Genomic DNA, 12,840 nt, shown 5'->3' with positions numbered 1-12,840 from the left:
ATGGCAAAATGGTATGAAGAGGCAGTATTTTACCATATGTACCCTATCGGGATGACGGGCGCCCCCAGGGTGAATAGAGAAGAAGGTGTTGTACACCGCTTCGCGGAACTGGAGAAATGGCTGCCGCACCTTGCGGACATTAAGGCAACAGCAATCTATATCGGACCTCTGTTTGAGTCCACCACCCATGGGTATGACACCAAGGATTATAAGACTGTGGACCAGCGGCTTGGTGACAATGAAGACTTTACCAGATTTGTGAAAAAGGCGCACGAGCTGGGAATCAGAGTCGTGGTGGACGGTGTGTTCAACCACACGGGAAGAGAATTCTTTGCCTTCAGGGACATCCAGCAGAACCGGGAGGGTTCCAGGTACTGCGGATGGTATAAGGGCATCAATTTCGGATGGAACAATCCCTACAATGACGGATTTTCCTATGAAGCCTGGAGAAACTGCTTTGAGCTTGTGAACTTAAACCTGCAGAACCCGGAAGTAAAAGGTTATCTTCTGGATGTGATAGATGAGTGGATTGATACCTTTGATATTGACGGCATCCGCCTGGACTGCGCGGATTGTCTTGACTTTGGCTTCATGGAGGAAATGCGCAGGCGCACAGGTGAGAAGAAAGAGGACTTCTGGCTTATGGGGGAGGTCATCCACGGAGACTACAGCCGATACATCCAGGACGGACAGAAAATGCTGCACAGTGTTACGAATTATGAACTTCACAAGGGCATCTATTCCGGACACAATGACCACAATTACTTTGAGATCGCCCATACCATAAGACGGGAATTTGAGGAGAACGGCGGTATCTACAGGGGGATGAAGCTGTATTCCTTTGTTGACAATCACGATGTGGACCGCATTTACAGTAAGATCAATGTGAAGGAGCATATTTACCCCATCTATACACTGCTGTATACGCTTCCGGGGATACCATCCATCTATTACGGATCGGAATGGGGAATTGAGGGAAGCAAGAACAACGGCGGTGATGACGCTCTAAGGCCGGCCGTGGATATCAGGGAAGCCCTGGAAGAGCATAAGGATTCCGGGATCATGCTCTGGGTCAAGACACTGGGAGAAATGCACGAGAAGTATAAGACCTGCCTTGCAGAGGGAAGATACAGGGAATTGATGCTCACCAACAGACAGTTTGCGTTTGTCAGATTTACAGAGGAGGAAGGTCTTGTCACGGCTGTGAACAATGACGAGAATCCGGCACAGGTGAGTATTCCGGTGCCGGTGGAGAATAAACGTTATGTAAACCTTTTGACACAAGAGGAAGTGGAGCCGGAGAACGGCAGGCTGAATTTTACCATAGAAGCAGCGGGAAGTGTTCTGCTGGAAATCCTGCAGCAGGGTTAAAGTGCTGTAAAATCAGAGGAAGACAAAGGGGAAGGACTTATGGCTAAAGGAAAAACAATGAGATTCTCGGAGATGGACCGCTATTTATTCGGGGAAGGAACACATTATGAAATCTATAAGCTGATGGGTGCACATCCCACAACACAGCGGGGCAAAGACGGCGTCTATTTCGCCGTCTGGGCACCTCATGCGGAATCCGTGTCCGTTGTGGGGGATTTCAACAAATGGGACCCCGATAAAAATGTGATGAAGTGTGACAATGACATGGGCATTTACCAGCTCTTTGTGCCAAAGGTGCGGGAAGGTGATCTGTACAAATTCTGCATCACCACATACAAGGGCAAGCTGCTCTTCAAGGCAGACCCCTATGCAAACTACGCGGAGCACCGCCCGGGTACAGCTTCCTGTGTATATGACATCACCAAATTCAAATGGGGTGATTCCGTCTGGATGAAAAAGCGTTTGGAATACAATGCGAAGAAGGATGCCATGTCCATTTATGAACTGCACCCAGGCTCCTGGAAGAAACACCCTTTAAAAGACGGGGATGAGGACGGATTTTACAATTACAGAGAGCTGGCCCATTCACTGGCTGACTATATCAAAGAGATGGGGTATACCCATGTGGAGCTGATGGGTATTGCGGAACATCCCTTTGACGGCTCCTGGGGATACCAGGTCACAGGTTATTATGCCCCTACATCCAGGTACGGTACGCCTGAGGATTTCCAGTATTTCGTAAATTACATGCACAAGAATAAGATCGGTGTCATTTTGGACTGGGTACCGGCCCATTTCCCGAAGGACGCCCACGGACTGGCTGATTTTGACGGAACCCCCACATATGAATATGCGGACCCAAGAAAGGGTGAGCATCCGGACTGGGGGACCAAGGTATTTGATTACGGCAAGAATGAGGTGAAAAATTTCCTCATCGCAAACGCATTGTTCTGGATACAGGAATATCACATTGACGGACTCCGTGTGGATGCTGTTGCCTCCATGCTGTATCTGGACTACGGAAGAGAGGCCGGACAGTGGATACCAAACAAATACGGGGAAAATAAGAACCTGGAGGCGATCGAGTTCTTCAAGCACCTGAACTCCGTAGTTCTGGGCAAGAACAAGGGGGCTGTCATGATCGCGGAGGAATCCACAGCATGGCCCATGGTAACCGGCAAGCCTGAGGAGGGCGGCCTGGGATTCAGCTTAAAATGGAATATGGGATGGATGCACGACTTCCTGGAGTATATGAAGCTTGACCCATATTTCCGTAAATATAATCACCATAAGATGACGTTCTCCATGAGTTACGCCTACAGCGAGAACTACGTCCTTGTATTATCTCATGATGAAGTCGTGCATCTGAAATGCTCCATGATCAACAAAATGCCCGGTCTCGGACAGGATAAATTCGAGAATCTGAAGGCAGGGTACAGCTACATGTTCGGGCATCCCGGCAAGAAGCTGCTGTTCATGGGACAGGAGTTCGGTCAGTTCCAGGAATGGAGCGAGGCCAGGGAGCTTGACTGGTTCCTGCTGGCAGAACCGTGCCATCAGCAGCTTCAAGCTTACGTGAAGGAACTGCTTGCCTTATATAAGAAGTATCCGGCCCTCTACGCAAATGACGACAGCCAGGAAGGGTTTGAGTGGATCAATGCGGATGACGCCGCGAGAAGTATTTTCAGTTTTGTGAGAAAGTCGCCTACCGGAAGGAATAATCTGCTGTTTGTCATCAACTATACACCGGTTGCCAGAGAGGATTACCGGGTCGGAGTACCTAAGAGAAAACAGTATAAGCTGATCCTGAACAGTAAGGACCCTAAATTCGGCGGAGATACGCCGGTGGAGCAGACCGTTTACAAGGCTGTGAAGAAGGAATGTGACGGAAGGGATTACTCCTTTGGTTATCCGCTGCCGGCTTATGGGGTGGCTGTGTTCTTATATTAAAAATGATAATAAATTAAGGGAAGGTGCGTTTCCGCTCAGTGGGAACGCGCTTTCTTAATATCTCATGGAATAAATCAATATACTGGTAGAAAGAAGCCCTCAATTTAAGAAGGCAGAAACGGAGTTTTATTATGCAGATTATAGATATGCACTGCGACACCATCAGCAAAATCCGCCAAATGGAAAAAGAGGGCAGTCCTGCTTCCCTCTTCCATAATTCCCTCAGTGTGGATTTGGAAAAGATGAAAAAGGGCGGCTATGCCCTGCAGACCTTTGCCATCTACGTTAACTGGGAGGAGGAACCGGACGCAGAGGCGGCTGCCGGAGATATCCTGAAAATCTTTCAGCGGGAAATGCAGCGAAATGCTGACCTGATCTCCCAGGTCAGAACCTACAGTGAGCTGGAAGCAAACGAAAAGGCGGGTAAGATGTCAGCCCTTCTCTCCCTGGAGGAGGGCGCCATATTCCAGAACTCTCTGGATTCCCTCAGATGGTTTCACCGACAGGGCGTCAGAATGGCAACCCTTACCTGGAACTATGAGAACGATTTTGGCTTTCCCAACTGTATGGGGGACCCTCTTACGCAGAAGACCTGGAGCTGGGGTGATGACCGGGGACTGAAGAAAAAGGGCCTGGAGTTTCTGGAGGAGCTGGAACACCTGCATATCCTGGTGGATGTATCCCATCTGTCCGACGGCGGCTTTTGGGATGTGGCGGAACATTCCACCCGCCCTTTCCTGGCCAGTCATTCCAATGCAAGAGGCCTGGTAAAAGGTTCCGCCAGAAATCTCACAGACGATATGATACGCACCCTGGCTGACCGGGGCGGTGTGATGGGCCTGAACTACGCAGTCTCCTTCATGCGTCCCAACTGGAAACCCGGAGAAGCCGGCACAACAGTGGAAGAGATCGTACAAATGGCGTCCTACATTCTGAACGTCGGCGGAAGTGACTGCCTGGGTCTGGGCAGCGATTACGACGGCATCCTGGAACTCCCCGAGATCTCTGACTGCAGCCAGGTACAGCTTCTGGCAGAGCAAATGGAAAAACACGGCTTTACATACAGCCAGACAGAAAAGATTCTGGGAGGAAATGTGAGAAGGTTCCTGAAAGAAAATTGTAACGATTCAGCCGGCTGAATCGTTACGGTATTCGCCCATTAAAAATCGCTTTCAGATGGGGCCAATGCCTGCTCTTATCTATACGCCCCAGACCGAATCCCGCATGATTCCTGACATAACACAAAAACCTGCCGCCCCTGCTCCCAGCACGTCATCCACATGATCCGGTGTAATACCGCCAATGGCATACACAGGAATCCCAACCGATTCACAGACGTTTTTCAGAAAAGGCAGCCCTCTGGCGGCAAGTCCCTTTTTGCAGTCCGTCAGGAAAATATGCCCTGCCGTTACATAATCGGCCCCCATCTTCTCAGCAAAAATGGCCTCCTCCACCGAATGAACAGAAACACCGATCAGATCAAAATCCATAAGCAGCCTGCTCCTCCCATCAGAACCTGATAGACGTTCACTTTCGCCGGACTTTACACAGATATTATCCCCGCAAAACCTTGAAAAAGGCAGGTGGATACGAGGACAGCCAAGCTCCCTTGCCGCCTCTGCCCGGGAATGCAGAATACAGTCAACATCATATCGCCTGCATATCTTAAGCACCTTCATAGCCAGTTCTCTATATTCCCCGGCTCCCAAATCTTTTTCCCTCAACACAATTCCTTTTGGCTTTTTAGCAGCCACCGTCTCGATCCGCTCCAGAAAATCCCCATCACAAAGCAGCCGATTGGTAATCACCAGCATCTTATCAAACCTTACCCCATTGCTCATTTTACCCATAATACCACCTCTGCCAATTTGTGTGGAATAAAGCCAGCTCCCATATGGCAGTTTTCCTCCGCTTTTATTTAGTTTCCGTGATGACAGCAAGCATACAAAGGGATATCCACCCTGCCCGCTATACTACACCTCGCTGTTATACGAATACATAATCATTCATGACCACCTGCATTCCCCCGTCTCTGACAGCCCTGCAGACCTCCTCAACACCTCTGTCATCTGAAATCTCAAACTGGTCATCCCCCTTATCCTCCAGCTCCTCCACATGACTGCCGACTCCGGTACTTACCCCTGCAGAAATCTTAGTCGCTGCGATCGTGACCACATGATCCCGGAACTCGGCCCGTTCCCTGGTAGAAATCGTGATTCCGGCAAACGGCATAAAGAGTCTGTAAGCCATGATCACCTGAAGAAGCTGCGGTTCATGAACATCCTTAGGATTGATCTTATCATTATTAATGATCGGCCTGAGACGCGGGCAGGAAAACGCAATCTCAGCCTGCGGATATTTCCGCTGCAGATACCAGGCGTGCATCCCTGTAGCAAATGCATCCTTTCTGAAATCATCCAGCCCCAGAAGCGCCCCAAAAGCAACTCCTCTCATTCCGCCTTTCAATGCCCGCTCCTGCGCGTGAAACCGATAAGGGAAGATTCTTTTATGCCCGGCCAGATGCAGCGTCTCATACTTATGGGAATTATAAGTCTCCTGAAATACCGTCACATAATCAGCTCCGCATTTATGGAGATAGGCATACTCCTCACTGTTCATAGGATAGACTTCCAGTCCCACCATTTTAAAGTATTTTCTGGCGATCCTGCACGCCTCCCCCAGATATCTGACATCACTTTTTGCACGGCTCTCGCCGACCAGTATAAGAATTTCTTCCAGTCCTGTTTTGGCGATCGCAGCCATTTCCAACTCGATTTCCTCCGCGGTAAGCCTTGCCCTGCGGATATGGTTATGGCAGTTGAAACCACAGTAAATGCAGTGGTTTTCACAGTAATTGGAGATATAAAGCGGCGTAAAGAGATTTACACAGTTTCCGAAGTGTTTCCTGGTTTCAGCCCGCGCAGCCTGTGCCATCTCTTCCAGGAAAGGTTCCGCGGCGGGAGACAGAAGCGCTGCGAAATCCTCCGGTGTCCGTGTGTCATGGGATAGTGCAGCCAGTACGTGTGCTTCTGTATAACGGTGATAGTCATAGCTGTCCATGGCACTTATCACTTTATCCATAACATCAGAATCCAGAGCTTCCATACCCTCCATATATTCCATATGATTTGTTCTTGATGCAGTCATTTTTTCCACCTCCTTATTGTTCCAGAAATCCGGTGAGCGGAGAGGAGGCGCTGGCTCTTCCGTTTACAACGCGCCCAAGGCCGGACAGGTATGCGGTACGTCCTGCTTCAATGGCTTTTTTAAAGGCTTCCGCCATGGCGGGTATGTCGCCGGAAGTGGCAATGGCTGTATTTGCCATGACTGCGGCAGCGCCCATTTCCATGGCTTCACAAGCCTGGGAAGGGCGGCCGATTCCTGCGTCTACAATAATGGGAAGGTCAATTTCCTCGATAAGGATTTTGATGAACTCCCTTGTGCACAATCCTTTGTTGGTACCAATGGGGGCACCTAGCGGCATGATACAGGCAGCTCCGGCATGTTCCAGGTCTCTGGCGGCGTTTAGATCAGGGTACATGTAAGGCATGACAATAAAGCCCTCTTTTGCCAGCATCTCTGTGGCGCGGATGGTTTCCTGATTGTCCGGCAGCAGGTATTTGGAGTCTCGGATGACCTCAACTTTAACAAAATCCCCGCAGCCCAGTTCCCTGGCCAGGCGGGCGATCCTTACTGCTTCATCCGCAGTTCTGGCCCCGGAGGTGTTGGGAAGGAGTGTTATGCCGTCCGGTATATGTTCCAGTATACTGGCAGTGCCGCTGTTGGCTCTGCGTACAGCCAGAGTAATGATTTCAGCCCCGGCATTTTTAACGGCAGCGTGGATCAGTTCCGGATTGTATTTGCCGGAACCCAGAATAAAACGGGAGTGAAATTCGTGTCCTCCCAATATAAGTTTGTCATCTTTTATCATGTCTTTTTCCTCTTTTCTATACGTCTTTTTCTCCGAGAATGAGCCGCAGTATCATATTGGCCTGATGTGCTGCACAGAGAGTGACTCTGGGAGCTGTCAGGCTTATGCCGGAGGCAATGTCACTGGTGCCGTCCCCGCAGAGATACAGGTTTTTCATCCTCTTTTCTGTATGTATGGAGTTGCTGCTCCCATAGCCGGCCATGCCCGAACCGGATACAATGAAAGTATCCGGACGGTGTTCCAGCAGATAGTTGACCAGCATGGCCTTATTTTCTGCCCGGTCAAATGCTTCACAGATGATCTTGTCATCCCTAAACAGGCGGTCTATATTGTTCTCTGTTACCTTAACTGTGTCGGTGCGGACTGAGATGTAAGGGTTGATCTCTGAGATCTCTTCTTTCAGCGCTTCTGTTTTATACCTGCCTAAATGCTTCATCCTGTAAATCTGCCGGTTCAAATTGCTGGGCTCCACCCGGTCAAAATCGATCAGGTGAAGACTTCCGATGCCGGTACGCGCCAGCATTACAGCCACATGGGAGCCCAGACCGCCGAGGCCGGCAATGGCGGCACCGGCATTCCGGAGTTTCCGGTGTATGGGGAGGGTATGGCGTTCTATAAGAACTTCCTCGATTTCGTCTTTGGACAGGATCGTATGTCTTTCTTCCAAATCAGCCGCCTCCTACAAAGCTGACAATCTCATAGGTATCTCCATCCTGAACGATGGTGTCAGCGTAACGGTTTTTGGAAAGAATATCACCGTTTCTCTCCACAGCGATGCGCTGCAGGGAATAACCCCGTTCCACTAGGAGGGTTTCCACTGTACAGGGGGCAGTAAGCTGAATGGCATTTCCGTTGATTGTTATCATTTGATATACCTCTTTATGTATGTGCTGTGTGACTGCTTAACAGGTCTTCGTATTTGCAGTGCTGCTTTTATCATTCGTCATAGATGCTGACAATCTCACCTTCCAGGATACGGTTCATGTTCCTGACTGCGCAGAAATTACCGCACATGCTGCAGGTGTCCTCCTTTTCAGGCTTTGCCTCTGCCCGGTAGCGCCCGGCTTTTTCCGGGTCCAGACAGAGACGGAACATTTCTTCCCAGTCCAGTTTCTTGCGGGCTGTACTCATTTTATTGTCCCAGTCGGCAGCGCCTTTTACACCTTTAGCAATATCTGCGGCATGTGCTGCGATGCGGGAAGCGATAATACCTTCCTTTACGTCCTCCAGATTGGGCAGACGCAGGTGTTCCGCCGGGGTCACATAGCACAGGAAGGAAGCGCCGTAGGTGGCTGCAATGGCACCGCCGATGGCAGCGGTAATGTGGTCGTATCCAGGGGCAATGTCTGTCACCAGGGGACCCAGCACATAGAAGGGGGCACCCTGACAGAGTGTCTGCTGAATCTTCATATTGGCCTCAATCTGGTCAAGGGGCATGTGTCCGGGGCCTTCCACCATAACCTGTACATCCTTTTCCCAGGCGCGTTTTGTCAGCTCACCCAGAGTGATCAGCTCCTCGATCTGGGAAATATCAGAGGCATCCTGAATGCATCCGGGGCGGCAGGCGTCTCCAAGGCTCATGGTAATGTCGTATTCCCGGCAGATATCCAGAATCTCATCATAATGTTCGTAGAAGGGGTTTTCCTGGCCTGTCATTTCCATCCAGGCAAAGATAATGGAGCCCCCGCGGGAAACGATATTGGTCAGACGTTTGTTTCGTTTGAATTTTCCGGCAGTCTCTTTGTTGATGCCGCAGTGGATGGTCATGAAGTCCACCCCGTCCTCGGCGTGCATGCGGACAATGTCAAGCCACTGCCGGGAAGTGATCTCTTTCAGGGGTTTGTGATAGTAGACTACAGCGTCATAGATGGGGACGGTTCCGATGATGGCAGGGCATTCTTTTGTCAGGCGTCTGCGGAAGGTGCGGGTATCCCCGTAGGAGCTCAGATCCATAATAGATTCAGCACCCATTTTTACCGCGTTGTTGACTTTTTCAATTTCCATGTCCATGTCTTTGCAGTCCCTGGAAATGCCCAGATTTACATTGATCTTCGTTCTGAGCATGGAACCAATGGCGTTTGGCTCCAGAGAGGTGTGTTTTTTGTTGCAGGGAATGATGACCTGGCCTTTGGCCATGAGAGCCATGAGTTCTCTGACATCCATCTGTTCTTTTTTGGCTGCCGATTCCATCTCTTTTGTGATAATGCCTTTTCTGGCAGCGTCCATCTGTGTTGTGTACTGCATGTAAATCTCCTTTCTGTGTGACACGGAAATGCCCGGAAGGAGATAGAAGAGGTGAAAAAAATGCACCCCTGATGGGGTGCACCAAATATTACATAAACTTCTGGTTCGCTTCCTACGCCGGCATTATCCGTATCAGGTTCTCAGGGTCGAAATCCGTTCGTATTTCCTCTCAGCCGACGCGTCAGCTCCCCTTGCGTATTCAATTGTTTTCAGGTATTTTTCCTGCCATAATCATATAGCGGCTGGAGAAAATTGTCAACACTGAATTTTATATTATATATTTTTGATCAGATATTCCTGTCTGCCATCCCGCAGAAATACAGGAAGGGTATCCATGGAAGCTTCCGCTTCGATCCACTGTCCGCCTTCCAGAATTTCACCTGTATGGGCATTGGTCCAGGTGCTGCCCTCAGGCAGATAGACCTTCCGCCTGAAGGCGTGGGGTTCCACAATAGGAGCCGCCAGAATGTCCGGGCCGTACATGTACTGGGTATCCAGTTCCCAGGTGTTTAAATCCTCCGGGAATTCATAGAACATGGTACGCATAACCGGAGCGCCTGTCTCGTGTGCCTCAGCCATAAGGCTTCTGGTATAATCCCGCATCATTTCACGGATCTCAATGAATTTCTTCATGATCTGGTAATTTTCTTCCCCATAACTCCAAATCTCATTGTCTGCGCCGGTTCCCTCAGTCTCCTCTCCGTCTGCTTTGTAGAGCGGTGTGCGCGGGAGGCGGTTGCCGTGAAGGCGCATAACAGGGCAGAAGGCGCCGAACTGGAACCAGCGGATCAGCAGTTCCTGGAAGTCCTTGTCATAAATGTTGCCGCCGTGGAAGCCGCCGATATCTGTTGTCCACCAGGGGATTCCGGAGAGCCCCATCTGCAGGCCGGCCACGATCTGGTTGCGGAAATCCTGATAGGTGGAGTGGATATCGCCGGACCAGATCAGGGCACCGTACTGCTGGCTTCCTGCCCATGCACAGCGCACCAGGTTCAGAACGTCCTCCTGGCCGGCTGCTTTCTGGCCTTCATAGAAGCCGCGGGCGTATTCTCTGGGGTAAATGTTTCCCTGCTGCATGACGCTTCCGGCATAGTAACGGTAGTTTTCGTAATCATAGGTGGTATATTCCGGTTCCGCTTCATCCAGCCAGAAGAGTTTGATTCCGTTTTCCCTGTAATTCTTTCTGCATTTCTCCCAGACATATTCTCTGGCCTCAGGGTTGGTGGCATCATAGAATACATTGTTGCCCTGGAAATCCATCTGGACGTTCAGGCCGTGTTCTGTCTGGACGAGAAGACCCTTCTGGCGCATCTCCTTGAAGTTCTCACTGCGCCAGTCGATCTGGGGCCACACGGATACCATAAGTTCCATTCCGTAAGAGCGCAGTTCTTCCGCCATGGCCTTGGGATCCGGGAAGAAATGCTCATCAAAACGGTAGTCTCCGCACCGCGGCCAGTGATAATAGTCAACCACAAACACATCCACAGGAATGCCCCGGCGGTGATATTCTCTGGCAACAGACAATACCTGTTCCTGGTTATGGTAGCGCAGTTTGCACTGCCAGAAGCCCAGTCCGCATTCCGGCATCATGGGAGCGCGCCCTGTCACCTGGCTGTACTGGGATTCGATCTGAGCGGGAGTGTCGCCTGCTGTGATCCAGTAATCCATTTTTTTGGTGCTGTCAGCCCGCCACTCTGTCACATTTTTGCCAAAAGAGACACTGCCGATGGCGGGATTGTGCCAGAAGAAGCCGTAGCCTTTGCTGGATACATAGAAGGGGATGGATGCCTGGGAGTTTCTGTGGGCCAGTTCAATATTGCAGCCTTTCAGATCCAGGATATCCTGCTGATACTGGCCCATGCCGTATATTTTTTCATCCTTGTTGGCCTCAAAGCTGACCTTCAGACGGTAATCGCCGCCGATATAAGGGGAAAATTTACGGGCCCTGCGGATCAGGGCGCCGCCGCCGTCTATCTCTTTGAGCAGTATTTCCTTTTTGTCGTTAAAGAAGGTGACAACCGCTGCGCTGTTCCAGCCTCTTGTGTCAATGAGAGCGGAGATTTTGCCGTTTGTGATCGTGGCAGTTTCCTCGTCTGCCTGAATCTGTGTGTGTGACGGTTCCTGTTCTTTCAGGGCACTGCTTGAAAGGTCCAGGGGACCGGAGGGTACGGAAACAACTCTCAGGCTGTTTGCGCCCCATGCCATAATGCGGAGGGTTTCGCCGGCATTGTGGTATTCAATATAATTTTCGCTTTGGGTAAAGAATGACATAATTTTCCTCCTGTAGATAAATAAGTTGTGTAGCGCTCTGGCCGGACAATCACGGCTGACGTTCATTTTCCAGTATTATAAGATTATCCCAGGGAAAAAACATCTATTATGATGTCAGGGTATATTAAAATCATGTCATATTTCTAAACTGGCTGGGTGTCATTCCCGTTGCCTTTCGGAAAGATACGGCAAAGTAGTTGCTGCTGTCAAATCCTACAGCAAGAGCAATATCTATGACGGGAAGACCGGTCTCCCTTAACAGCGACATGGAACGGTTAATGCGGTAGCGGTTCAGGTAAGAGACAGGGGTGGAGCGGAAAGATTTTTTGAAAAAACGGCAGAACTGTTCCCTGCTCAGGGAGACGGATTTGGCAAGGGAATCAAGGTTTAAGGGGTTCTGGTAATTTTCATCAATGTATCTTAGAATCTTCTTTTTTCGCTCCTCATTTATATAGTCGGATGTGGATTTTATATTGTGCTTTTCTTCTTTTATCAGAAGATGAAATAAAATCTGGTAAAGGTATCCCTTGATCAGCAGTTCCCGATAGGGATGGGAGGCGTGATAGGCTGCTGTGAGTTCCCCGAGGAGATGCTGAACAGCCTCACATTTCAAATCCGTGCCGTATATAACATAGGAGGACACAAAGCTGTTCTCAAAGAACGGATTTAACTGTCCGGCCTGGATGGCATCCTGATTTTTACTGGAAATAAAGTCAGGGTGGAACACAATGGAGGTAAAACGGCAGGTTTGATCCCTGTATTGATAGGCACCATGAAGCTGGTTTGGGGGGATCAGTACAATGGTGTCTTTTCCGGCAATGATGGAAATGCCGTCTACCACCAGCTCCATCATGCCTTCTGTCACAAAGAGGATTTCTGCCTCCTCATGCCAGTGGTTGTAAAGGATCAGCCCGTTTTCGCAGTATTCCATGTCCTGATATACCTGAAGGGGAAATTCATGGCTTCCGTGGGCTGCTTGTTCTTTTAAATTATCATTGACGGCTGGATCGATATTCATATAAGGAGTCTCCTATAATAAAAAAAGGCATTCAGGATTAAGAAGCTTCCAGAAT

At 49.8% G+C, this 12,840-nt stretch carries 11 protein-coding genes and 1 riboswitch; of the genes, 3 read left to right on the top strand and 8 right to left on the bottom strand.

The features are described from left to right. The 3 genes from WMO65_RS11130 (at window position 1) to WMO65_RS11120 (ending at window position 4,460) form a co-directional block, all read left to right on the top strand. On the top strand, window positions 1–1,371 hold the full coding sequence (locus WMO65_RS11130; protein ID WP_148391946.1) for an alpha-amylase family glycosyl hydrolase: 1,371 nt from the start codon (window positions 1–3) through the stop codon (window positions 1,369–1,371). A gap of 39 nt (window positions 1,372–1,410) precedes the next feature. Then, window positions 1,411–3,321, top strand: a complete 1,911-nt coding sequence (gene glgB, locus WMO65_RS11125) for a 1,4-alpha-glucan branching protein GlgB (protein WP_033142910.1) — start codon at window positions 1,411–1,413, stop codon at window positions 3,319–3,321. 131 nt (window positions 3,322–3,452) lie between these two features. Next, complete coding sequence (locus tag WMO65_RS11120; RefSeq protein ID WP_148391945.1) at window positions 3,453–4,460, top strand: dipeptidase; 1,008 nt, start codon at window positions 3,453–3,455, stop codon at window positions 4,458–4,460. A gap of 60 nt (window positions 4,461–4,520) precedes the next feature. Here WMO65_RS11120 and WMO65_RS11115 read toward each other — a convergent pair whose 3' ends face one another. The 8 genes from WMO65_RS11115 to WMO65_RS11080 form a co-directional block, all read right to left on the bottom strand. Further along, the gene (locus tag WMO65_RS11115) at window positions 4,521–5,171 is read right to left on the bottom strand and encodes a thiamine phosphate synthase (RefSeq protein WP_306799856.1); all 651 of its coding nucleotides are present in this window, start codon (window positions 5,169–5,171) and stop codon (window positions 4,521–4,523) included. A 136-nt stretch (window positions 5,172–5,307) separates the two neighbouring features. After that, on the bottom strand, window positions 5,308–6,468 hold the full coding sequence (gene thiH, locus WMO65_RS11110) for a 2-iminoacetate synthase ThiH (protein WP_033142907.1): 1,161 nt from the start codon (window positions 6,466–6,468) through the stop codon (window positions 5,308–5,310). A 13-nt stretch (window positions 6,469–6,481) separates the two neighbouring features. Continuing rightward, window positions 6,482–7,252 (bottom strand): thiazole synthase, encoded by a 771-nt coding sequence (locus WMO65_RS11105; protein WP_103731083.1) that lies wholly within the window; start codon window positions 7,250–7,252, stop codon window positions 6,482–6,484. Between the two features lie 16 nt (window positions 7,253–7,268). Continuing rightward, window positions 7,269–7,919, bottom strand: a complete 651-nt coding sequence (gene thiF, locus WMO65_RS11100; protein ID WP_148391944.1) for a sulfur carrier protein ThiS adenylyltransferase ThiF — start codon at window positions 7,917–7,919, stop codon at window positions 7,269–7,271. 1 nt (window position 7,920) lies between these two features. Continuing rightward, on the bottom strand, window positions 7,921–8,118 hold the full coding sequence (gene thiS / locus WMO65_RS11095; protein ID WP_148391943.1) for a sulfur carrier protein ThiS: 198 nt from the start codon (window positions 8,116–8,118) through the stop codon (window positions 7,921–7,923). A 70-nt stretch (window positions 8,119–8,188) separates the two neighbouring features. Continuing rightward, window positions 8,189–9,496, bottom strand: a complete 1,308-nt coding sequence (thiC, locus tag WMO65_RS11090; protein WP_148391942.1) for a phosphomethylpyrimidine synthase ThiC — start codon at window positions 9,494–9,496, stop codon at window positions 8,189–8,191. 93 nt (window positions 9,497–9,589) lie between these two features. Beyond that, window positions 9,590–9,698: riboswitch (TPP riboswitch) on the bottom strand. A gap of 71 nt (window positions 9,699–9,769) precedes the next feature. Continuing rightward, window positions 9,770–11,767 carry a glycoside hydrolase family 31 protein gene (locus WMO65_RS11085; protein ID WP_349064144.1) on the bottom strand — a complete coding sequence of 666 codons (1,998 nt, stop codon included), beginning with the start codon at window positions 11,765–11,767 and terminating at the stop codon, window positions 9,770–9,772. Between the two features lie 130 nt (window positions 11,768–11,897). Beyond that, window positions 11,898–12,785 carry an AraC family transcriptional regulator gene (locus WMO65_RS11080; protein ID WP_052099643.1) on the bottom strand — a complete coding sequence of 296 codons (888 nt, stop codon included), beginning with the start codon at window positions 12,783–12,785 and terminating at the stop codon, window positions 11,898–11,900. Between the last annotated feature and the right edge of the window lie 55 nt (window positions 12,786–12,840).

It is taken from the genome of Blautia caccae, from assembly GCF_040095955.1.
In the GTDB taxonomy this organism is placed as follows: Bacteria; Bacillota; Clostridia; order Lachnospirales; family Lachnospiraceae; genus Blautia; species Blautia celeris.
Note: the sequence above shows the minus strand (reverse complement) of the source record. Positions and strands in the feature narration are given on the sequence as shown.

Bases quoted from the DNA above. Each gene is read 5' to 3' on its own strand.
- WMO65_RS11130 (WP_148391946.1), top strand. From the start codon at position 1: ATGGCAAAATGGTATGAAGAGGCAGTATTTTACCATATGTACCCTATC.
- glgB (WP_033142910.1), top strand. From the start codon at position 1,411: ATGGCTAAAGGAAAAACAATGAGATTCTCGGAGATGGACCGCTATTTA.
- WMO65_RS11120 (WP_148391945.1), top strand. From the start codon at position 3,453: ATGCAGATTATAGATATGCACTGCGACACCATCAGCAAAATCCGCCAA.
- WMO65_RS11115 (WP_306799856.1), bottom strand. From the start codon at position 5,171: ATGGGTAAAATGAGCAATGGGGTAAGGTTTGATAAGATGCTGGTGATT.
- thiH (WP_033142907.1), bottom strand. From the start codon at position 6,468: ATGACTGCATCAAGAACAAATCATATGGAATATATGGAGGGTATGGAA.
- WMO65_RS11105 (WP_103731083.1), bottom strand. From the start codon at position 7,252: ATGATAAAAGATGACAAACTTATATTGGGAGGACACGAATTTCACTCC.
- thiS (WP_148391943.1), bottom strand. From the start codon at position 8,118: ATGATAACAATCAACGGAAATGCCATTCAGCTTACTGCCCCCTGTACA.
- thiC (WP_148391942.1), bottom strand. From the start codon at position 9,496: ATGCAGTACACAACACAGATGGACGCTGCCAGAAAAGGCATTATCACA.
- WMO65_RS11085 (WP_349064144.1), bottom strand. From the start codon at position 11,767: ATGTCATTCTTTACCCAAAGCGAAAATTATATTGAATACCACAATGCC.
- WMO65_RS11080 (WP_052099643.1), bottom strand. From the start codon at position 12,785: ATGAATATCGATCCAGCCGTCAATGATAATTTAAAAGAACAAGCAGCC.